This window comes from Cupriavidus sp. 10L43_2 (assembly GCF_056395265.1).
On sequence record NZ_JBFTJE010000001.1, the window covers coordinates 289,498 to 309,329 of the forward strand.

A 19,832-nucleotide genomic window follows, 5' to 3' on the forward strand; every position below is an offset into this window, starting at 1 on the left:
CGCCGGTGCGGCCGGTGGCGCCAGCGGGCGGTGACCCGACCATCGTGTCGATCAATGGCCGCTATCTGGGCCGGCGCCCGACCGGGGTGGACCGCTTTGCGAACGAGGTGATCCGCAGCATCGACGAACTGGTCGCCACGCAGGCACCCGCCGTGGCGGGGCTGTCGTTCGAGCTGCTGATCCCGCCGTCGGTGCAGGTCGAGCCGGAACGCTTTCCCAACCTCCGCATCCGCACCGTGCCGGGCGGCAACGGCCAGTACTGGGAGCAGGTCTGCCTGCCGCTGGCGGCGCGCGGCACCTTGCTGCTGAACCTGTGCAACGCCGGACCGCTGCTCTATCGGAATCAGGTGACGGTCATGCACGACGCCGCGCCGATGCGCGTGCCGCAGGCGTACACGCGGGCCTTCCGGGCCTGGTATCGGATGATGGCGCCGTGGATCGGCCGCATCGCCCGGCGCGTGCTGACGGTGTCCGAGTTCTCGCGCGGCGAGCTGATCCAGGCGTATCACATCCCGGGCCGCAAGATCGGCGTGCTGCCGATGAGCGGCGACCACATGCTGCGGCTGCCGGAGGAGGCGGACGTCCGCGAGAAGTTCCACCTGTCTGGCCGGCCGTACATCCTCGCCGTCAGCAGTGCCAGCCATCACAAGAATTTCCGGCTCGTGGTGGAGGCCATCGAGCTGCTCAAGGCCACCGACTACGACGTGGTGATCGTCGGCGGCGGCATGCCGATGCTGAAGGCGGTGCAACAGGTGTCGCCAGACTTCGTGAAACGGGTGGGCTATGTCGACGATGGCGATCTCAAGGCCCTGTTCCGCCAGGCCGCCTGCTTCGTGTTTCCGTCGCTGTACGAGGGCTTCGGGCTGCCGCCGGTGGAGGCGATGACGCTGGGCTGCCCGGTCATCGCGTCCAACCTGCCCTCGGTGCGCGAGGCCTGCGGCGATGCGGCGATCTACTTCCGCCCGACCAGTGCGGCGGAGTGCGGCGAAGCCATGATGCACGTGATGCACGACAGCGCCCTGCGTGACCGCCTGCGCACGCAGGGCTTCGCCAACGTGCAGCGCCGCTCGTGGCGCCTGACCGCCGACCGGCTTCTCACCGAGATTTCCCCATGGCTGCCCCAGCGATGACCCCCGCCCCGAATTTCGCCCCGAATTTCGCCCCGACTCCCTTTCCCGGCGAGTTCGGCAGGGTGGCCGTGGTGCACGACTGGCTCACCACCTATGCCGGCTCCGAGCGCGTGCTGGAGCAGATTCTCAAGATCTGGCCCGACGCCGACCTGTTCAGCGTGGTCGATTTTTTCCCGGACGACCAGCGCCACGTGCTGCAGGGCAAGCACGCCAAGACGTCGTTCATCCAGCGCCTGCCGCGCGCCCGGAAGTCGTTCCGCAACTACCTGCCGCTGATGCCGCTGGCAGTGGAACAGTTCGACCTCTCCGACTACGACCTCGTGATCTCGTCCAGCCATGCCGTGGCGAAGGGGGTCATCACCGGGCCGGAGCAACTCCACGTCAGCTACATCCATTCGCCGATCCGCTACGCCTGGGACCTCCAGCACCAGTACCTCGACGAATCGCGCCTGACGCGCGGGCTCAAGAGCTGGATCGCGCGGGCCATCCTCCATTACATGCGGATCTGGGACCATCGCACCGCCCATGGCGTGGACCTGCTCGTGGCCAACTCGGCCTACGTGGCGCGGCGCATCCGCAAGGTCTACGGCTGCCCGGCCACGGTGGTGTTCCCGCCGGTCGATGTCGAACGCTTCGGCCTCGGCCAGTGCCGCGAGGACTTCTACCTGACCGCTTCCCGGTTGGTGCCGTACAAGAAGGTCGCGCTGATCGTGGAAGCCTTCGCGGCCATGCCGGACAAGCGGCTGGTCGTGATTGGCGATGGGCCGGACTTCGCGCGCATCCAGGCCATGTTGCCCCCCAACGTGAAGATGCTGGGCTACCAGTCGACCGAGATACTGATCGACCACATGCAGCGCGCACGCGCCTTCGTGTTCGCCGCCGAGGAGGATTTCGGCATTGTGGCCGTGGAGGCGCAGGCTTGCGGCACGCCGGTGATCGCGCTGGGGCGGGGCGGTGCCAGCGAGACGGTGGTCGACGCCGGCAACGCCGGCACCCGTACCGGCGTGTTCTTCCCGCGCCAGACCGTGGAGGACATCGTGCGCGCGGTCTGCCGCTTCGAGGACAGCGGCTGGTTCGACCCGGCCGTCTGCCGTGAGAACGCGCTGCGCTTCACGCCGGAGCGTTTCCGCAGCGAGTTCCTGGCCGTGGTGCGGCAGGCCATGGCCGGGCAGGGCGGCCGGCCCCGCACCGCGTCGCCCGAGCCGGAACCCCCGGCGCCCACGGAACCGTTCCACACCGATGACCTCGCGGTCGTCCCCAGATAGATGCCGATGCCCCATCCGACCCCGCCCCGCGACTTCCATGACGGCTACTGGTGGGAAGACCCCACCCGGCTGCTGCTGTATTTCATCCTGCCGCTCTATGTGCTGATCTCGGTGTCGCTGCTGGGCGACCAGAAGGCCATCGAGCGGGTCTATTTCACCAGCTTCTACGCGCTGGCCGGCGGGCTGTTCCTGGTGGTGCTGACGGTGGCGTCCTACGCGGGCGATTCGCTGTCCCCGCTGGCGCCCCGGCCGCGCGCCGAGATGCCCGTGCACATCCTCGACGCGCTGTTCTGGCTCGCCCTGATCGGCTATCTGGTGATGATGGGCGGCGTGATCGCCCGGCCCGCCGTGCTGATCTCCTTCCTGACCGGCTCCGCCAGCACCTACGACGTCCTCGAACTGAAGGGCCGCATCGCCGGCATCAGCACGCTCACGCAGGCCGGCGTGGCCTATGTGCCGCTCTACTTCTACATCTTCCGCCAGCCGGTGCGCGGCCTGAACCGCTACAAGGTCTTCCTGGCCGTGCTGCTGGTGCTGACGGTGCTGCGCAGCTTCATCTTCGCCGAGCGGCTGGCGCTGGTGGAACTGGTGCTGCCGTGGGTGCTGATGGTGATGCGGTTCCGCAACGTGCCCCGGCGCAACTGGCTGCTGCGGCTCGGGCCGTTCGCGGCCATCGGCCCGCTGATCGGCTTCTTTATCGCCAACGAGTACAACCGGTCTTGGGAGACGCACTACGTCAATCTCTACGACAACATCTTCGAGTTCGCGCTGGAACGGCTCGGCATGTACTACTCCACCTCGCTGAACAACGGCGCCGGGCTGCTGGCGATCATGGGCTGGGGCGCCGGCGACGCGGTGTTCACCTTCGACTGGCTGGTCAAGTTCCCGGTGGTGGGCGAGTTCATGCGCCCGCTGGTCGGCAATGGCGACAGCTACACGATGTTCCTGAGCGACTTCGGCGACCCGGAGTTCAACAATCCGTCCGGTATCTACGTGCACTTCCACGAGTGGGGATGGTTCGCGCTGCTGCTGGCGGCGGGCATGGGCTGGCTGCTGTCCCGCAGCTACGCGGGCTGGCGCGCGGGCGATGGCTTCTGGTGCTGCGCGCACGCTGTGCTGCTGGTGTCGCTGCTGGAGATCCTGCGCGTGCCCAACCTGTTCAGCGGGCGCAACTTCGTGCCGCTGGCGCTGCTGTGGCTGATCTTCCAGATGGCCGGCCAGCCGGTGCGACGACGGTTGCCGCCGGTGCCGCGTGGTGTGATCCGTCCCGGTCCCCGCTGACGCTACGCCGCCATGCCGACCTCCATCCGCGCCACCGCGACCTATCTCCTGCTGATACAGGCCGGCAACTACCTGTTCCCGCTGCTCCTGCTGCCGCTGCTCGGAAGGGTGCTCGGGGTGAAGGAGTTCGGCGTGCTGGCCTACTGCCAGGCGCTGGCGCAGTACCTGATCCTGCTGACCGACTACGGCCACAATCTCACCGCCACGCGGCTGGTGTCGTTGGGGCGGGACGACCGCACGGTGGTCGACCGCGTGTTCTCGGCCACGATGGCCGCCAAGCTGACCCTGACGCTGGCCGCCGCGCTGCTGATGGCCGGCACGCTCGGGCTGGTGCCGAGCCTGCGCGAGCACTGGACCATCCTCGCGGCGGCCTTCGTCGGCGTGGTGGCCAACGCCTTCACGCCGATCTGGCTGTACCAGGGGCTGGAGCGCATGAAGGTGCTGGTGGTGCCGAATTGCATCGCCCGCGCGGTCAGCCTGGGGTGCGTGCTGATGTGGGTGCGCGGGCCGGGGGACGCCGCACTGGCGGCACTGGGCATTAGCGTTGGCACGGTGCTGCTGGCGGTGGCGGCGCTGTGGGGCATCCACCGGCAGCGGCTGGCGTCGCTGGTGGCCGTGTCGGTGCGCGAGGTGGCCATCTCGTTCCGCGAAGGCTTCCCGGTGTTTCTCTCGCTGGTGCTGGTGAGCTTCTACGTCACCTTCAACGCCATCCTGCTCAACTACTTCCACGGGCCGGTGGCGGTGGGGCAGTTCTCCATGGCGGACAAGATCCGCGTGGCGGCCCAGACCATCTTCACGGTGGTGGGCACGGCCTTCTTCCCGCGCATCAGCCAGTACAACGTCACGGACCCGGAGGCGGCGCGCGCCCTGCTGCGCAAGGCGACGCTGGCGGTGTTTGCCTGCGCCGGCGCGCTGGCCATCGGCATCGAGCTGTTTGCCGATGTCGGCATCCGCATGTGGCTGGGCGAGCCGTTCCACGACGCCATCCTGCTGCTGCGCCTGGAGGGCGTGCTGCTGCCGGTGACCAGCGTGGCCTTCGTCTTCGGCAACCTGGGCCTGCTGGCGCTGGGCCGCCACCGGCTGGTGCAGAACATCTACGCCGCCGTGACCGTGCTCCACCTGCTCTACGTGGTGCCGCTGGTGATGCTGATGGGCGCCCGGGGCACGGTGATCTCGATCATCCTGACCGAGGTGTTCGGCGCGCTGGCCTTCTTCATCTGCTACCGGCGCGAGGCGACTGCCCGCGCCACGGCCCGGGGCGTGGACCCTGTGGCGCCCATTCCCGCACCGCTTGAAAGAGCGACCTGAACAGACTTCACCACCATCGACCTGGGAGATTCAGACATGAACCGCAAAGGCATCATCCTGGCCGGTGGGTCCGGCACGCGGCTGTACCCGATCACGCAGTGCGTGTCCAAGCAACTGCTGCCGGTCTATGACAAGCCGATGATCTACTACCCGCTCTCCACGCTGATGACGGCGGGCATCCGCGAGATCCTGGTCATCTCCACGCCGCAGGACCTGCCGCGCTTCGCCACCATGCTGGGCGACGGCAGCCAGTGGGGGCTGGACATCCAGTACGCGGAGCAGCCCTCGCCGGACGGGCTGGCGCAGGCCTTCATCATTGGCCGGGACTTCGTCGGCAAGCACCCTTCGGCGCTGATCCTCGGGGACAACATCTTCCACGGCAACGACCTCGCCCGGCTGCTGGCGCGCACCAACCGGCGCGAGGAAGGCGCCACCGTGTTCGCCTATCACGTGGACGACCCGGAGCGCTACGGCGTGGTGGAGTTCGACGAGGACTTCCGCGCGCTGTCGATCGAGGAAAAGCCGGCCGTCCCGCGCTCCAGCTACGCAGTGACCGGGCTGTACTTCTATGACAACGCGGTGTGCGACATCGCGGCGGACATCCGGCCCTCGGCGCGCGGCGAGCTGGAGATCACCGATGTCAACTCGCGCTACCTGGAAGCCGGGAAGCTCGCCGTGGACATCATGGGGCGCGGCTACGCGTGGCTGGACACCGGCACGCACGACTCGCTGGTGGAGGCGGCGCTGCTGGTCTCGACGCTTCAGAAGCGGCAGGGCCTGATGGTGGCCTGCCCGGAGGAAATCGCCTACCGGCGGCGCTGGATCGATGCCGAGCAGCTCGGCCGGCTGGCCAAGCCGCTGGGCAAGAGCCACTATGGCAAGTACCTCCAACGGCTGATCGCCGAGACGCCGCGCGTGCGGTGAGTCCGCTACGTCCGAGGAGGGCTCATTGCTGCCGCAGGGCCGTGCGCACCTGCGGCATCCGGGTCCGGTCCGCGCCCGACACCTGCGGCGCGCCGGTCCCGTTGCAGCCGGTCAGGGCGATGCCAGTGCCGTCCAGCGTGTTGCCGTCGCAGGTCCAGGCGTCCGTCGGGCAGTTGCGCACCTGGAGGGACAGCGCCGCGCCGCCAATCGTCACGAACCGGTTGCGCGAGACCCGCACGTTGCAGACATTGCCGACCGCCCGGAAGCCATCGTAAGTGGCGCGCGTGACCTGGTTGCCCGCCACCAGCACCCGCGCGACGCTGCCCGTCCCCGTATTGATGTCGATGGCCGCGTGGCCCGCCGCCAGCCGGTTGTTGCCCGGCTGCGTGGCGTTCTCGATATCCGAGATCATGTTGTCCGTCACCTGCACATTGGTCACGCCTGCCGTGCGGTAGCCGTCCTCCTGCGCGATGAGCACCGCCGCCGCCTTCTGCACCCCTTCGATCCAGTTGTTGGCCAGGGTCACGTCGGTGCCGCCGACGATGGACGCACCGCGCCCCCAGGCGTTGCCGGCCAGGTAGTTGGCGCTGACGAGGATGTTCTGGTTGATCGTGCCGTCGCGCTGGTAGCTGACGATGCCGATCATGTCGTCGCCGGTGGCGGTGACGGAGTTGTCCTGCACGAGCACGTCGCGCGAGCCGCCGGTGATGTGGATGCCATCGGCCAGCGTGCCGTTGACCTTGTTGCCGACCAGCGCGATGCTGTTGCCGCGCGAGACGAAGATGCCGGCGCTCGCCCCGCCACGGATGGTGACGTCGAGCACCTGGATGCCGTAGCCGTCCACGGAGACCTTGGCGGAGGTGGACGATTCGAGCCGCTGCGTGCCGGTGCCGACCAGCGTGACGCCGACCAGCGTGGCGTTGCGGCCGGTGATCTCCACCGCCTGCGCGTCCGGGCTGGTGGCGGTGAGCGTGGCGCCGTAGCCGGACACCACGACCTGCTCGCCACGGATGGCCAGCACGTTCCCCACGCGATAGTTGCCCGGCGCCAGCACGAGGCGCTGGCCCGGCTGCAGGCTATCCAGGGCCGCTTGCAGGGCAGCGGCCTGGTCGGCCCCGCCGGCTATCGGCTGGACCGCCACATCGGTTGTGGCGCCGACCGCGTCGATCGAGCCGCCCGGCGCCTTGCGGCTGCCAAGCCACAGCACGAGCGCCGCCAGCGCCACCGCTGTCAGTACGCTGGCCGCAGCGCCCTTGCGCTGGCGCCCCGTCATGTCGCCCGGCCTGCCGGGGCATCAGGCGAGACCTCCAACTCGATTGCGATAGTGCCCATGGCTTTGGTTCTCCGTCCACTCTCCGTCCAGACCGCTGGTTCGCCGTTGCATCATAGGCGCTGCGCTGGCCCGGGCCGGCCGCTTTGTCCGCCAGGACCGGGAACTTGGCGGATTTGGACGGAGAATCTGTTGCGTGGGCGTTGGGTGTGCGCTATCCGGCTGCCGTTGCCGCCGTCGCCATGGCCCGCTCCAGCACCCGCGCCACGTGCAGCGCCTCCCGGCCTGCACCATCGTGGATCTGATGTCGGCAACTCGTCCCATCGGCCACCACGAGAGTGTCGCCATCGGCCTTGCGCACCGCCGGCAGCAGCGACAGCTCCGCCATCTTCATCGAGGCTTCGTGATGCTCGGCCTCGTAGCCGAAGCTGCCGGCCATGCCGCAGCACGACGACTCCACCAGCTCGGTCTTCAGGCCCGGAATCCAGCCGAGCACCTGCTCCACGGGGCGTACGGCATCGAACGCCTTCTGGTGGCAGTGGCCGTGCAGCAGCGCCCGGGCCGTGCCGATGGGCTGGAGCGATGGGGCGAAGCGGCCGGCGGCGTGCTCGCGGACCAGGAATTCCTCGAACAGGAACGCGTTGTCCGCCAGTTGGCGCGCGGCGTCACCGTAGCCGTACTGGAGGAATTCGTCGCGCATCGACAGTAAGCAAGACGGTTCGAGCCCCACCACGGCCACGCCGCGCGCGACGAAGGGCAGCAGCGCGTCGAGCGCGCGGCGGGCCTCGGCCTTGGCTTCATCGACCCGACCTGCCGCCAGGAAGGTCCGGCCACAGCACAGCGGGCGCTCGCCCGGCACCGCCGACAGGTGCACGGTGTAGCCGGCCCCTTCGAGCACGCGCTGGGCCGCGCGGGCGTTCTCGGGCTCCATATGGTTGTTGAAGGTATCGACGAACAGCACCACCTCCTTGCCGCCCGCCGCCTTCGGCGTGTAGTCGCCCCCAAGGAAAGCCGCCTGCCAGCGCGGCAGCGAGCGCCGGGCGGACAGGCCGAACAGGCGCTCGCTCAGCGCCGGCAGTCCCGGCACGCGGTCACGCAGGTTGAACAGCCACGGCAGGCGGCTGGCCAGCCCGGCGTAGCGCGGCAGGAAGGCGACCATGCGGTCGCGCGCGCGCAGCTTGCCGGCCTTGGCGTGGGCGGCGCGGACTTCGATCTTCATCTTGGCCATGTCGATGCCGGTGGGGCAGTCGCGCTTGCAGCCCTTGCAGGAGACGCACAGGTCGAGGGCCTCCTTGACCGCTGGCTCCAGCAGCCCCTCCGGGCCGAGCTGGCCAGACAGCGCCAGCCGCAGCGTGTTGGCGCGGCCACGGGTCAGGTGCTGCTCGTCTCGCGTGACGCGGTAGCTCGGGCACATGGTGCCGGCGTCGAACTTGCGGCAGTGGCCGTTGTTGTTGCACATCTCCACGGCCGCCGCCAGCCCGCGCGCGGGGTCCAGGCCGGTGCCGGGCGTGCTCTCGGCCTCGGTCACCGGGTCGCGCGTGACGTTCCAGGCCGACCAGTCGAGCGCCGGCGTGATCGGCTTGACCGTATAGCTGGGCGGGAAGCGGAACAGCGCGGTGTCGTCCATCTTCGGCGTGCCGACGATCTTGCCGGGGTTGCAGCGGCTTTGGGGGTCGAACAGCGCCTTGACCTCGGCGAAGGCCTGGTTCAGCGCGGGGCCGAACTGCCACGCCACCCATTCGCCCCGGCAGATGCCGTCGCCATGCTCGCCCGAATAGGCGCCCTTGTATTCGCGGACCATCGCGGCGGCTTCCTCGGCAATCGCCCGCATCTTGGTGGCGCCGTCGCGGCGCATGTCGAGGATGGGGCGCACATGCAGCGTGCCGACGCTGGCGTGGGCGTACCACGTGCCGCGCGTGCCGTGCTTGTGGAAGACCTCGGTCAGCCGGGAGGTGTACGCGGCCAGATGCTCCAGCGGCACTGCGCAGTCCTCGATGAAGGACACCGGCTTGCCGTCGCCCTTCATGCTCATCATGATGTTCAGGCCGGCCTTGCGCACTTCCCACAGCGCCTTTTGCGGGCCGGCATCCGGCATCTCCACCACCGAGCCGGGCAGCCCCAGGTCGGCCATCAGCTCCACCAGCCGGGCCAGGCCGCGCACCGTGGTCTCGCGGTCTTCGCCAGCGAATTCCACCAGCAGGATGGCCTCGGGCTCGCCCACCAGCGCGCGCTCGATCACCGGGCGGAAGGCCGGGTTGTGGCGCGCGAGGTCGATCATGGTCCGGTCGACCAGCTCCACCGCCGCCGGCTGCAGGCCGACGATATGGCGGGTGAGGTCCATCGACTGGTAGAAGGTCGGGAAATTCACCACGCCGAGCGTCTTGTGCGTGGGCAGCGGCGCCAGTTGCAGCGTCAGGTGCCGGAAATAGGCCAGCGTGCCCTCCGAGCCGACCAGCAGGTGGGCGAGGTTGACGCTGCCGTCGGCAGTGTAGGGGCGTTCGTTCTGGGGATGGAACAGGTCGAGGTTGTAGCCGCCCACGCGCCGCAGTACGTGCGGGTACATCTCGGCGATGGCGTCGCGCTCCCGCTCGGCGATGCGCCGCACGCCATCGGCGATGGCGCGGTGCGGGGCGCCGTCCGCCGGCCAGCCGGCGTCGAAGCGCACGTCCTCGCCGCCGGCCAGGATCGCCTGGATGCCCAGCACGTTGTGCACCATGTTGCCGTACTGGATCGAGCGCGACCCGCACGAGTTGTTGCCGGCCATGCCGCCGATCGTGCACTGCGCCGCCGTGGAGACGTCCACCGGGAACCAGAGCCCGTGCGGCTTGAGCCAGGCGTTGAGGTGGTCGAGCACGATGCCGGGCTGCACAGTCACCGTGCGCGCCACCGGGTCGAAGTCGATCACCTGGTTCAGGAACTTGCTGTTGTCGATGACCAGCGCCTCGCCCACGGTTTGGCCGCACTGGCTGGTGCCGCCGCCACGCGGCAGCAGGGGCGCCTTGAAGTCGCGGGCGATGTCCAGCGCCAGCCGGGCGTCGGCTTCGTCGCGCGGCACGACTACGCCAATCGGCATGACCTGATAGATCGAGGCGTCTGTGGCGTAGCGGCCACGGCTGGCGGTGTCGAACAGCACGTCGCCGCGCAGCTCGGCGGCGAGCCGCCGGTACAGCGGCGACTGCGTGGCGGGTGACGATGCGGCGCCGGGCATGAAGCGCAGCGGCTGCACGCCGGGCGGCGTGGGGGTGGTAGGCAGGGCCATGAGCGGGGATGTCTCCGTGTGCATGCACTGGAGACGCCGTCGCCCTGGCCCGTGGCGCGCCGGCCTGCCGTCCGGAGACGGCGCGGCGCGCGCGGGGGTCAGGCGGCGGCGTCCTGTGCGCGTTCTAGTTCGGCGATCAGCGCGTCGTGCTTGTGTTGCAGGTGCGCGCGCAGGATGTCTCGCAGGGCGGCGCCGTCGCGCTTCGCCAGGGCATCGAGCATGGCGCCGTGCTCGCGCACGGCCAGATCCCATTTGTCCTGGTCGAAGTTGGAGCGGAAGCGCAGCGCCTGGATACGCAGGTTGATGCGTCGATAAGTCTCCTCGAGGATCGGATTGCGCGCCGCGGCGTTGATGGCGTCGTGGATGCGCCGGTTCAGCGCGTAGTAATTAGGGAGGTCCCGGCGCGCGTGGCACGCCAGCATCTCGTAGTGCATGGCACGGATCTCCACCAGCTCGGCGTCTGTGATGCGCTGGCAGGCCAGCTCGCCGCTGGTGGCTTCCAGCGCGCCCATCATCTCGAACAGGTGGTCGATCGCTTCCTTGGACAGCACCACCACCTCGGCACCCCGGTTCGGCAGCAGCGTGACCAGTCCGTCACTCGCGAGCACCTTGAAGGCTTCCCGCAGCGGGGTGCGCGAGACCTGGAGCAGGTCGCACAGCACGCGCTCGTTGAGCCGGGTGCCGGGCGCCAGATCGCCTTCCATGATCATGGTGCGCAGGCGCTGGGCCACCGCCACATGCAGGATCTGGCGGTCTACGGCTTGCGAGGGAGTGGTCGGATTGGCGGTCATCAGGGATCGTGTGGCTTGACAGTATTGTATTCAAAACCTACTCTGGGGCAAGCACGAACTGCATTCCGGTGTCGTTGGCCACGCCCGGAACAGCGCGACGAACGGTCTGAAATCCTGATAAGTACTGATTTATAAGGACTTTTTGCGGAATGCGAGGCGCTTGCGCCGGGCAACATTATCCCGCATGCCGGACGCGTAGTGCATCCCCGATTTTTGAATACAAAATTCAAACCGAAGAACACGAGGCGACATGATCCGACTGAACTCCCATCCCAGCGGCCGGCACTTCCTGCAGATCCCGGGTCCGACCAACGTGCCCGACCGCGTGCTGCGCGCAATGGACTACCCGACCATCGACCACCGCGGCCCCGAGTTCCAGCAACTCGGCAAGAAGGTGCTGGCGGACATCCGCAAGATCTTCCAGACCGCCCAGCCGGTTGTGATCTATCCGGCATCCGGTACGGGCGCATGGGAAGCGGCGCTGGTGAATACGCTCTCCGCCGGCGACCGCGTGCTGATGTTCGAGACCGGCCACTTCGCCTCGCTGTGGAAGAAGATGGCCGACAAGCTCGGCCTGAATCCGGAATTCCTGGTGGGCGACTGGCGCCACGGCGTGGACGCCGCCGCCATCGGCGCGCGGCTGGCCGAGGACCGCAGCCACGAGATCAAGGCGGTCTGCGTGGTCCATAACGAGACCTCCACCGGCGTGACCTCCGACATCGCCGCCGTGCGCCGTGCGATCGATGCGGCCGGCCACCCCGCGCTGCTGCTGGTGGACACCATCTCCTCGCTGGGCTCGATCGACTATCGCCACGACGAGTGGGGCGTGGACGTGACCGTCTCCGGCTCGCAGAAGGGGCTGATGCTGCCGCCGGGCCTGTCGTTCAACGCGGTCAGCGCCAAGGCCGTGGCGGCGTCGGCCAGGTCCAAGCTGCCGAAGGCGTTCTGGGGCTGGGAAGAGATCATCGAAGCCAACAAGAATGGCTTCTGGCCGTACACCCCGGCCACGAACCTGCTCTACGGGCTGTCCGAGGCGTGCGACATGCTCCAGGAAGAGGGCCTGCAGAACGTGTTCGCGCGCCATCGCCGCCATGCCGAGGCCACGCGCGCCTGCGTGAACGCCTGGGGGCTGGAGATCCTGTGCCAGAACCCGGCCGAGTACAGCCCGGCGCTGACCGCCGTGGTCATGCCGGACGGCCACAACGCCGACGCGCTGCGCAAGGTGGTGCTGGAGAACTTCAATATGTCGCTGGGGCAGGGGCTGTCCAAGCTCTCCGGCAAGGTCTTCCGCATCGGCCATCTGGGCGATTTCAACGACCTGACGCTGATGGGCACCCTCGCCGGCGTGGAGATGGGTCTGGCGCTGGCCGGCGTGCCGCACCATGCGGGCGGCGTGCTGGCGGCGATGGAAAGCCTGCGCGCGGCCGCGCTGAAGCCGGCGCTGCGCGCCGCTTGATCCGGTCACCAACGACGTAGAAGAAAAAGACGGGCCGCCCGGGATTCCCGGGACGGCCCGGCCGTACCGCCGATGCGCCAGCAGAGCGCACGGATCACACCAAAGGAGACAGACCATGACGTTGCGTTCCCCCGCACGCGCCGCCGCGCGTGCTTCGCTGCTCGGTATTGCCCTCAGTGTTTCATTTGCCGCTCCCGCGTTTGCCTGGGAGCCCACCAAGCCCGTCGAGATCGTGGTCCCGTTCAGTGCCGGCGGCGCCTCCGACCAGATGGCGCGCTCGATCCAGGGCATCATCGCCAAGCACAAGCTGATGGGCCAGCCGGTCATCGTGGTGAACAAGGCTGGCGCCAGCGGCGCCGAGGGCCTGATGGACACCAAGGCGTCCAAGGGCGACCCGCACAAGCTGCTGGTGACCTCGTCCGCGCTCTATACCGTGCCGATGGTCAGCCAGTTGCCGTTCAACTGGCGCGACCTGACCCCGGTGGCCATGGTGGCGATGGACGAATTCGTGCTGTGGACCAACGCCGAAGCGCCCTACAAGACCCCGACCGACTACATCGCCGAAGCCAAGAAGCAGCCCGGCAAGCTCAAGATGGGCGGCACCAGTTCCAAGCGCGAGGACCAGATCATCACCGCGCAGATGGAGCGCAAGGCCGGCGTGCGCTTCATCTACATCCCGTACAAGGGCGGCGGCGAGGCCGCTACGCAGCTTTCGGGCAAGCACATCGACTCCAACGTGAACAACCCGTCCGAATCGATCGGCCAGTGGCGCGCCGGCGAGCACCGCGCGCTGTGCGTGTTCGCGCCGTCGCGCATGCAGTACACGGGCAAGGTCACGGCCACGCAGAGCTGGGGCGATATCCCCACGTGCAAGGAAGCCGGGCTGGACGTGCAATACCAGATGCTGCGCGTGTTCATGCTGCCGGGCGGCGTCACGCCGGACCAGCAGAAGTACTACGTGGATCTGATGCAGAAGGTGGCCGCCACGCCCGAGTGGAAGGAGTACCTCGAAAAGAACGCGCTCAAGAACGAGTTCCTGACCGGCACCAAGCTGACCGAGTTCCTCCAGGCGGACGAGACCCGCCACAAGGACATCATCAAGGAAGCGGGCTTCGTGGCAGCACGGTGATGGTTTGCTCCCCTCTCCCGCGAGAAAGTGCGGTTCGGGGGGGCGGGTTGCTCCCCTCTCCCGCTTGCGGGAGAGGGGCCGGGGGAGAGGGGCGGCGCTGGCCGGAGCTGTAGCGCTGGAGCGCGCCGACGGCTTCATCGATTGTGGCTCGGTGCTAGACCACCCCTCTCCCCGGCCCTCTCCCCCTGAGGGGAGAGGGAGAAACCGCGGCACGGAATGATCCACTTGGGCGTCGCTGGTGGCGTCGCCCTTTCAATTGGGAGGTTCTAATGAGCGAGCATACCGACGCCACGGCCGCGCCGGCGGCCATCACGGTGCGCACGGCGGAGATCGCCGTGGCGCTGCTGATCGCCGCCGGCGCGGTCGTAGTCATGGTCAGCAATTACCAGATCGGCGCGGGCTGGGCGCCGGACGGCCCGCAGGCCGGCTACTTCCCGCTGCGCATCGGGGCCATCATCTTCGTGGCCTGCCTGGCCGTGTTGTGGCAGGCGTGGCGCACCGCGTCCGACGCCACCTTCGTCACCTGGCCGCAGCTGCGCCAGGTGGCGGTGATCCTGGTGCCGTTGACGATCTACATCGCGCTGATCAAGTTCCTCGGCATCTATGTGGCCAGCGCCATCTTCATCGCCGGCTTCATGCGGGTCATCGGCAAGTTTGCCTGGTGGCGTGCCGTGCTGACCGGCGTTGCCATCAACGCCGCGCTGTTCTGGATCTTCGAGATGCAGTTCCGCGTGCCACTGCCGAAGGGCCCGCTCGAAGCGGCGTTCGGTTTCTGAGGGGGCGGGCGTGGAAGAACTCAATTCACTGATGGGCGGCTTCGCGGTCGCCATGTCGTGGCACAACGTCGGGCTGATGCTGGTCGGCATCCTGCTCGGCATCGTCGTGGGCGTGCTGCCCGGGCTGGGCGGCCCCAACGGCGTGGCCATCCTGCTGCCGCTGACGTTTTCGATGGAGCCGACCTCGGCCATCATCATGCTGTCCTGCATCTACTGGGGCGCGCTGTTCGGCGGGGCGATCACCTCGATCCTGTTCAACATCCCCGGCGAAGCCTGGTCCGTGGCGACCACCTTCGACGGCTACCCGATGGCCCAGCAGGGCGAGGCCGGGCGAGCGCTGACCTCGGCCTTCACGGGCTCGTTCCTCGGCGCGCTGGCGGGTGTGCTGTTGATCACATTCCTGGCGCCGCTGGTGGCCAAGTTCGCGCTGCGCTTCGGGCCGCCGGAATTCTTCGCGGTGTACTTCCTCACGTTCTGCAGCTTCGTCGGCATGGGCAAGGAAGCCAAGGCCAAGATCGTGATCGCGATGTGCATGGGCTTTGCGCTGGCGGCGGTGGGCATGGATACCGTCTCGGGCACGCTGCGCATGACCTTCGGCTCCACCGAGCTGCTGCGCGGGTTCGACTTCCTCGTCGCCGTGATCGGCCTGTTCGGCATCAGCGAGATCCTGATCACGATGGAGGAGGGCGTGGCCTTCCGCGGCAAGCGCGCCAGCATCGACCTCAAGGTGGTGCTCAAGACCTGGGCCGAGCTGCCGCGTTACTGGATGACGCTGATCCGCTCGTCGGTGATTGGCTGCTGGCTGGGCGTGACGCCGGGCGGCGCCACGGCGGCGTCATTCATGGGCTACGGCGTGGCCAAGCGCTTCTCGCGCAACCGCGAGAGCTTCGGGCGCGGCAATGTGGAAGGGGTGATCGCGCCGGAATGCGCGGCGCACGCGGCCGGCACCAGCGCACTGCTGCCGATGCTGGCGCTGGGCATTCCCGGCTCCGCCACGGCCGCCGTGCTGCTGGGCGGCCTGATGATCTGGGGCCTGCAGCCGGGGCCGCTGCTGTTCACCGAGCAGAAGACCTTCGTCTGGGGGCTGATCGCCAGCATGTACCTGGGCAACATCGCCGGGCTGATCGTGGTGCTTTCCACGGTGCCGCTGTTCGCCGCCATCCTGCGCATTCCGTTCGCGATCATCGCGCCGCTGATCCTCGTGGTGTGCGCCATCGGCGCCTTCACGGTGCACAACGCCATGTTCGACGTCTGGCTGATGCTGATTTTCGGCGTGATTGGCTACGTGCTGAAGAAGCTCGACTACCCGCTGGCGCCGCTGGTGCTGGCGCTGGTACTGGGCGACCGCGCCGAGGATTCGTTCCGGCAGACCATGCTGATGTCCCAGGGCCAGATGGACGTGTTCTGGTCCAACGGCCTGGTCGGCACGATCATGGCGCTGGCCGTGGCGGTGCTGGTGTGGCCGGTGATCGGCGGGCTGGTGGAAAAGGGCCGGCGCCGGAAGGTGCAGCCGACTTGATCGGCCAACATCGTCAGCCGACGTAGTAGAGGATGCTGACGAACTGGCAGAAGCTGCCCGCCAGGACGAAAAGGTGCCAGATGCCGTGGAAGTGGCGCACGCGTTCGTCGAACAGGAAGAAGCCGATGCCGGCGGTATAGGTGGCGCCGCCGGCCACCAGCCAGTACAGGCCGGCGCGCGGCAGGGCGGCGGTGAGCGGGTCGAACGCGAAGACTACCAGCCAGCCCATGATCACGTAGATCGACAGGGACAGGATGCGCGTGCGGTGGCCGATCCACAGTTCCTGGATGATGCCGATGACCGCGAGGCCCCAGTTGACGCCGAACAGCGTCCAGCCCCAGGGGCCGCGCAGCGTGACCAGCGCGAACGGTGTGTAGCTGCCGGCGATGAGCAGGTAGATGGCGCAGTAGTCGAGCCGGCGGAAGATGTCCTTCGCCGGGCCGCGGATGCTGTGGTAGACCGTGGAGATGGTGTAGAGCAGGACCAGCGTGGTGCCGTAGACCACCGAGCTGACCACCTTCCAGGCATCGTGGTGCAGGGCCGAGGAAGTGACGAGCACTGCCATGCCGGCGGCCGCCAGGACCGCCCCCGCGAGGTGGCTGTAGCCGTTGAACCGTTCGCCGCGATACATCCCCGAAGCTCCGTTTCCGCGTTGGACCAGCCGGCATTTTGGCATGGATCAAGCGGGGGGATGTTGCGTCGCCGCAAATCGGACTAGTACGAAACGCCCTTTTTTCTCCCCGCTCCGGCTGGCGGCTGCGGGGAGAAACCCATCCCGTTACTTCATCGCCTGGAAGAATTTCAGCGTCCGGGCGTTGGCCTCCTGTGCTGCATCCGCCACGTAGTGCACGCCGTCATTGCGGGCGAAGGCATGCTGGCAGCCCGGGTAGGTGTGGATCTCCACGTGCGGGCTGTCTTCCAGCGTCTCGATGATCTTGGCGCGGGCCTCGGCCGGCACGAATTCGTCTTCCTCGGCGATATGCATCAGCAGCGGCTTGGCGATGCGGGGCGCCTCGTCCAGGTGCTTGTCGATGCCGACGCCGTAGTACGACACCGCCGCATCGGCCCCGGTGCGCGCGGCCGTCAGGTAGGCCAGCAGCCCGCCCAGGCAGAAGCCGACCGTGCCCACGCCGCCGGTCACGCCCGGCTGCTGGCGCACGGCCTGGATGGCCGCGTCGATGTCCGCCACGCCCTTGTCCACGTTGAAGCCGTTGTACAACTCCAGCGCGCGCTTCCACTCGGCCTCGGTCTTGTCGGTCAGCTCGACATTGGGTTCCTGGCGCCAGTACAGGTCGGGGCAGATCGCCACGAAGCCTTCGCGCGCGAAGTTGTCGCAGGTCTCGCGCATGTCGGCGTTGATGCCGAAGATTTCCTGGATGACCACGATGGCCGTGCCGCGCGCGTTGGCGGCGTCCGGCGTGGCGAGGTAGGCGGCGAAACTGCCGTCCGGTACGGAAAGGGTGATGCGCTGGCCCATGGTTGTCTCCGGTGGTCGTGGGGGGATAGGTCCGCGAAGCTTAGCAAACGCTCATCGTTCATGTGGCGTGAAATGTTGTGAAGCGCGCGTCCCACGGCTTGCGTTTGCCGCCGCCATCGCCTTTGATGAAACGTTCCCGCCTGGCAGTTCACGCTCACCCCCCCTGTCCCACCCCCTTCAAGGAGCACGCATCATGGCTTTCGCAATCGCGCAGGACGGCACGGAGATCTATTACAAGGACTGGGGGCACGGCCGCCCCATCGTGTTCTCGCACGGCTGGCCGCTCTGCGGCGACGCCTGGGACGCCCAGATGCTGTTCTTCGTGCAGCAGGGCTTCCGCGTGATCGCCCATGACCGCCGGGGCCATGGCCGCTCCGGGCAGCCGTCCGGTGGCAACGACATGGACACCTATGCCGACGACCTGGCGGCCGTGCTGGAGAAGGCCGATGTCGGACAGGCCACGCTGGTCGGCCATTCCACGGGCGGCGGCGAGGTGGCGCACTACATCGGCCGCCACGGCACGCGGCGCGTGGCGCAGGCGGTGCTGATCGGGGCGGTGCCGCCGATCATGCTGAAGACCGCCGCCAACCCGGGCGGGCTGCCCATCGACGTGTTCGACGGCATCCGCAAGGGCGTGGCCGATAACCGCTCGCAGTTCTACAAGGACCTGGCGGTGCCGTTCCACGGGTACAACCGGGAGGGCGCCAAGCCGTCGCAGGGCACCATCGACAGTTTCTGGGCGCAGGGCATGGCGGGCGGCATCAAGGGCCAGTACGAGTGCATCAAGCAGTTCTCGGAGGTGGACTACACCGAGGACCTGAAGAAGTTCGACGTGCCCACGCTGATCCTGCACGGCGAGGACGACCAGATCGTGCCGATCGACGCCGCCGGGCGGCTGTCGGCCAAGATCGTCAAGGGGGCGGTGCTGAAGACGTATCCCGGCTTCTCGCACGGCATGTGCGTGGTCAATGCCGATGTGATCAACGCCGACCTGCTGGCCTTCGTCAAACAGTCGACCTGACCGCAGGCCCGGGGGGCAGACCGGTCGAACCATAAGAATTTTTGCGTTCATCGGTCTGAAAAGCGCTTTTTTCTGCTTTCGACAGCCGCCAGACTGTCGGCAGCAGCGCGTCCCCCGCCGTATTGCCCGAGGCCTCGCCCCTCCGCGCTGTCCCCTACCTATATAAGAAGACACCGGAGACAACATGACCCCCACCTACCGCGCCGTCCGGCGCCGCCTGCTGCTGGCCGGCCTTGCCGCGCCGCTGGCCGTCTCGATGCGCAGCGCGCTGGCCGCGTGGCCGGACAAGCCGATCCGCCTGGTGGTGCCCTATCCGCCGGGTGGGGCGACCGATGTGATCGGCCGCATCATCGCCAGCAAGCTCACCGAGGCGCTGGGCCAGCAGGTGGTGGTGGACAACCGGGGCGGGGCAGGCGGCAATATCGGCGCCGAGGCCGTCGCCAAGGCCGCGCCCGATGGCTACACCCTGCTGATGGGCGCGCTGACCTCGCACTCGACCATGGCCACGCTCGAAAAGGGCCGGCTGCGCTACGATCTCGTGAAGGATTTCGCACCGGTGATGGTGGTGGGCTCGGTGCCGCTGGTGGTGGTGGTGAACCCCAAGCTGCCGGTGCACACGCTGCAGGAACTGATCCAGTACGGCAAGGCGCATCCGGGCAAGCTGAACTATGCGTCGTCGGGCGCCGGCGCGCCGCAGCGCATGGCCGCCGAGATCTTCCGCAAGGAGGCCGGGATCGACATGGTGCACGTGCCGTATAAGGGCAGCGGCCCGGCGATGACCGACCTCGTGGCGGGGCAGGTGAACATGATGGTGGAAACCGCGCCGGCCTCGCTGCCGTTCATCAAGTCCGGACAATTGCGCGCACTGGCCGTGGCCGCGCCGGCTCGCATCTCCATGCTGCCGGACGTGCCCTCGGCCACCGAGGCCGGCATGCCCGCGCTGGACGTCAGTTCCACGTTCGGCGTGCTGGCGCCCACCGGCACCCCGCCGGCCGTGATCGATCGGCTCAACGCCGCGCTGGCCAAGATGCTCGAGGCACCGGACGTCAAGGAGCAGTTCCTGAAACAGGGCGTCTACGCGCTGGCGCCGACCTCCCCGGACAAGGCCGCCGACCGCCTGCGCACCGAGGTATCGCGCTGGGAGAAGGTGATTACCGATGCCCAGATCAAATCCGATGGTTGACCGCCATCGCCGATTTCCGAATTCTTTTTGATTGTTGTTCGCA

15 protein-coding genes and 1 pseudogene are annotated in these 19,832 nt (G+C 68.0%); 11 read left to right on the forward strand and 5 right to left on the reverse strand.

Annotated elements, in window-relative coordinates:
- Positions 1-599 precede the first annotated feature (599 nt).
- From AC1DEL_RS01250 to rfbA, 5 genes and pseudogenes are all read left to right on the forward strand, one after another.
- Positions 600-1,130: pseudogene (locus AC1DEL_RS01250) on the forward strand (glycosyltransferase family 4 protein); the annotation flags it as partial.
- Positions 1,127-2,395 carry a glycosyltransferase family 4 protein gene (locus tag AC1DEL_RS01255; RefSeq protein WP_477125147.1) on the forward strand — a complete coding sequence of 423 codons (1,269 nt, stop codon included), beginning with the start codon at positions 1,127-1,129 and terminating at the stop codon, positions 2,393-2,395. The pseudogene AC1DEL_RS01250 and the gene AC1DEL_RS01255, both read left to right, overlap by 4 nt.
- Positions 2,396-2,401: 6 nt before the next feature.
- Positions 2,402-3,676, forward strand: a complete 1,275-nt coding sequence (locus tag AC1DEL_RS01260; RefSeq protein WP_477105163.1) for an oligosaccharide repeat unit polymerase — start codon at positions 2,402-2,404, stop codon at positions 3,674-3,676.
- A 12-nt stretch (positions 3,677-3,688) separates the two neighbouring features.
- A complete protein-coding gene (locus tag AC1DEL_RS01265) occupies positions 3,689-4,984 on the forward strand; it encodes an oligosaccharide flippase family protein (RefSeq protein WP_092293848.1) in 1,296 nt (431 codons plus the stop codon).
- Between the two features lie 36 nt (positions 4,985-5,020).
- Complete coding sequence (gene rfbA, locus AC1DEL_RS01270; RefSeq protein ID WP_092293846.1) at positions 5,021-5,908, forward strand: glucose-1-phosphate thymidylyltransferase RfbA; 888 nt, start codon at positions 5,021-5,023, stop codon at positions 5,906-5,908.
- A gap of 22 nt (positions 5,909-5,930) precedes the next feature.
- On the opposite strand, the gene AC1DEL_RS01275 is transcribed toward rfbA, so the two are convergent.
- The 3 genes from AC1DEL_RS01275 to AC1DEL_RS01285 form a co-directional block, all read right to left on the reverse strand.
- The gene (locus AC1DEL_RS01275) at positions 5,931-7,181 is read right to left on the reverse strand and encodes a right-handed parallel beta-helix repeat-containing protein (RefSeq protein ID WP_441591275.1); all 1,251 of its coding nucleotides are present in this window, start codon (positions 7,179-7,181) and stop codon (positions 5,931-5,933) included.
- A gap of 211 nt (positions 7,182-7,392) precedes the next feature.
- Positions 7,393-10,437 carry an FAD-binding and (Fe-S)-binding domain-containing protein gene (locus AC1DEL_RS01280; protein ID WP_477125083.1) on the reverse strand — a complete coding sequence of 1,015 codons (3,045 nt, stop codon included), beginning with the start codon at positions 10,435-10,437 and terminating at the stop codon, positions 7,393-7,395.
- Positions 10,438-10,535: 98 nt separating this feature from the next.
- Positions 10,536-11,228 carry a GntR family transcriptional regulator gene (locus AC1DEL_RS01285; RefSeq protein WP_477125082.1) on the reverse strand — a complete coding sequence of 231 codons (693 nt, stop codon included), beginning with the start codon at positions 11,226-11,228 and terminating at the stop codon, positions 10,536-10,538.
- Between the two features lie 250 nt (positions 11,229-11,478).
- On the opposite strand from AC1DEL_RS01285, the gene AC1DEL_RS01290 reads away from it, so the two are divergent.
- The 4 genes from AC1DEL_RS01290 to AC1DEL_RS01305 all read left to right on the forward strand — a co-directional run bounded on the left by AC1DEL_RS01290 (position 11,479) and on the right by AC1DEL_RS01305 (position 16,108).
- Positions 11,479-12,684, forward strand: a complete 1,206-nt coding sequence (locus AC1DEL_RS01290) for a pyridoxal-phosphate-dependent aminotransferase family protein (protein WP_092293838.1) — start codon at positions 11,479-11,481, stop codon at positions 12,682-12,684.
- 115 nt (positions 12,685-12,799) lie between these two features.
- The gene (locus AC1DEL_RS01295; protein ID WP_454758083.1) at positions 12,800-13,813 is read left to right on the forward strand and encodes a Bug family tripartite tricarboxylate transporter substrate binding protein; all 1,014 of its coding nucleotides are present in this window, start codon (positions 12,800-12,802) and stop codon (positions 13,811-13,813) included.
- 269 nt (positions 13,814-14,082) lie between these two features.
- On the forward strand, positions 14,083-14,589 hold the full coding sequence (locus AC1DEL_RS01300; RefSeq protein ID WP_092293834.1) for a tripartite tricarboxylate transporter TctB family protein: 507 nt from the start codon (positions 14,083-14,085) through the stop codon (positions 14,587-14,589).
- A 10-nt stretch (positions 14,590-14,599) separates the two neighbouring features.
- Complete coding sequence (locus tag AC1DEL_RS01305; protein WP_092293832.1) at positions 14,600-16,108, forward strand: tripartite tricarboxylate transporter permease; 1,509 nt, start codon at positions 14,600-14,602, stop codon at positions 16,106-16,108.
- A gap of 13 nt (positions 16,109-16,121) precedes the next feature.
- On the opposite strand, the gene trhA is transcribed toward AC1DEL_RS01305, so the two are convergent.
- Both trhA and AC1DEL_RS01315 read right to left on the reverse strand, forming a co-directional pair.
- Positions 16,122-16,739, reverse strand: coding sequence for a PAQR family membrane homeostasis protein TrhA (gene trhA, locus AC1DEL_RS01310; RefSeq protein WP_092293830.1), 618 nt, complete (start codon positions 16,737-16,739; stop codon positions 16,122-16,124).
- Positions 16,740-16,886: 147 nt separating this feature from the next.
- Entirely contained in the window at positions 16,887-17,585 is a 699-nt protein-coding gene (locus AC1DEL_RS01315) for a dienelactone hydrolase family protein (RefSeq protein WP_441591278.1), read from the reverse strand.
- Between the two features lie 193 nt (positions 17,586-17,778).
- Between AC1DEL_RS01315 and AC1DEL_RS01320 the strand changes: the two genes are divergently transcribed.
- Together AC1DEL_RS01320 and AC1DEL_RS01325 are read left to right on the forward strand one after the other, a co-directional pair.
- A complete protein-coding gene (locus AC1DEL_RS01320) occupies positions 17,779-18,606 on the forward strand; it encodes an alpha/beta fold hydrolase (protein ID WP_092293826.1) in 828 nt (275 codons plus the stop codon).
- A gap of 184 nt (positions 18,607-18,790) precedes the next feature.
- A complete protein-coding gene (locus tag AC1DEL_RS01325; RefSeq protein WP_477113156.1) occupies positions 18,791-19,789 on the forward strand; it encodes a Bug family tripartite tricarboxylate transporter substrate binding protein in 999 nt (332 codons plus the stop codon).
- Positions 19,790-19,832: the final 43 nt, after the last annotated feature.

Coding starts and splice junctions, on each gene's coding strand:
- AC1DEL_RS01255 (WP_477125147.1), top strand. CDS start 1,127: ATGACCCCCGCCCCGAATTTCGCCCCGAATTTCGCCCCGACTCCCTTT.
- AC1DEL_RS01260 (WP_477105163.1), top strand. CDS start 2,402: ATGCCCCATCCGACCCCGCCCCGCGACTTCCATGACGGCTACTGGTGG.
- AC1DEL_RS01265 (WP_092293848.1), top strand. CDS start 3,689: ATGCCGACCTCCATCCGCGCCACCGCGACCTATCTCCTGCTGATACAG.
- rfbA (WP_092293846.1), top strand. CDS start 5,021: ATGAACCGCAAAGGCATCATCCTGGCCGGTGGGTCCGGCACGCGGCTG.
- AC1DEL_RS01275 (WP_441591275.1), bottom strand. CDS start 7,181: ATGACGGGGCGCCAGCGCAAGGGCGCTGCGGCCAGCGTACTGACAGCG.
- AC1DEL_RS01280 (WP_477125083.1), bottom strand. CDS start 10,437: ATGGCCCTGCCTACCACCCCCACGCCGCCCGGCGTGCAGCCGCTGCGC.
- AC1DEL_RS01285 (WP_477125082.1), bottom strand. CDS start 11,228: ATGACCGCCAATCCGACCACTCCCTCGCAAGCCGTAGACCGCCAGATC.
- AC1DEL_RS01290 (WP_092293838.1), top strand. CDS start 11,479: ATGATCCGACTGAACTCCCATCCCAGCGGCCGGCACTTCCTGCAGATC.
- AC1DEL_RS01295 (WP_454758083.1), top strand. CDS start 12,800: ATGACGTTGCGTTCCCCCGCACGCGCCGCCGCGCGTGCTTCGCTGCTC.
- AC1DEL_RS01300 (WP_092293834.1), top strand. CDS start 14,083: ATGAGCGAGCATACCGACGCCACGGCCGCGCCGGCGGCCATCACGGTG.
- trhA (WP_092293830.1), bottom strand. CDS start 16,739: ATGTATCGCGGCGAACGGTTCAACGGCTACAGCCACCTCGCGGGGGCG.
- AC1DEL_RS01315 (WP_441591278.1), bottom strand. CDS start 17,585: ATGGGCCAGCGCATCACCCTTTCCGTACCGGACGGCAGTTTCGCCGCC.
- AC1DEL_RS01320 (WP_092293826.1), top strand. CDS start 17,779: ATGGCTTTCGCAATCGCGCAGGACGGCACGGAGATCTATTACAAGGAC.
- AC1DEL_RS01325 (WP_477113156.1), top strand. CDS start 18,791: ATGACCCCCACCTACCGCGCCGTCCGGCGCCGCCTGCTGCTGGCCGGC.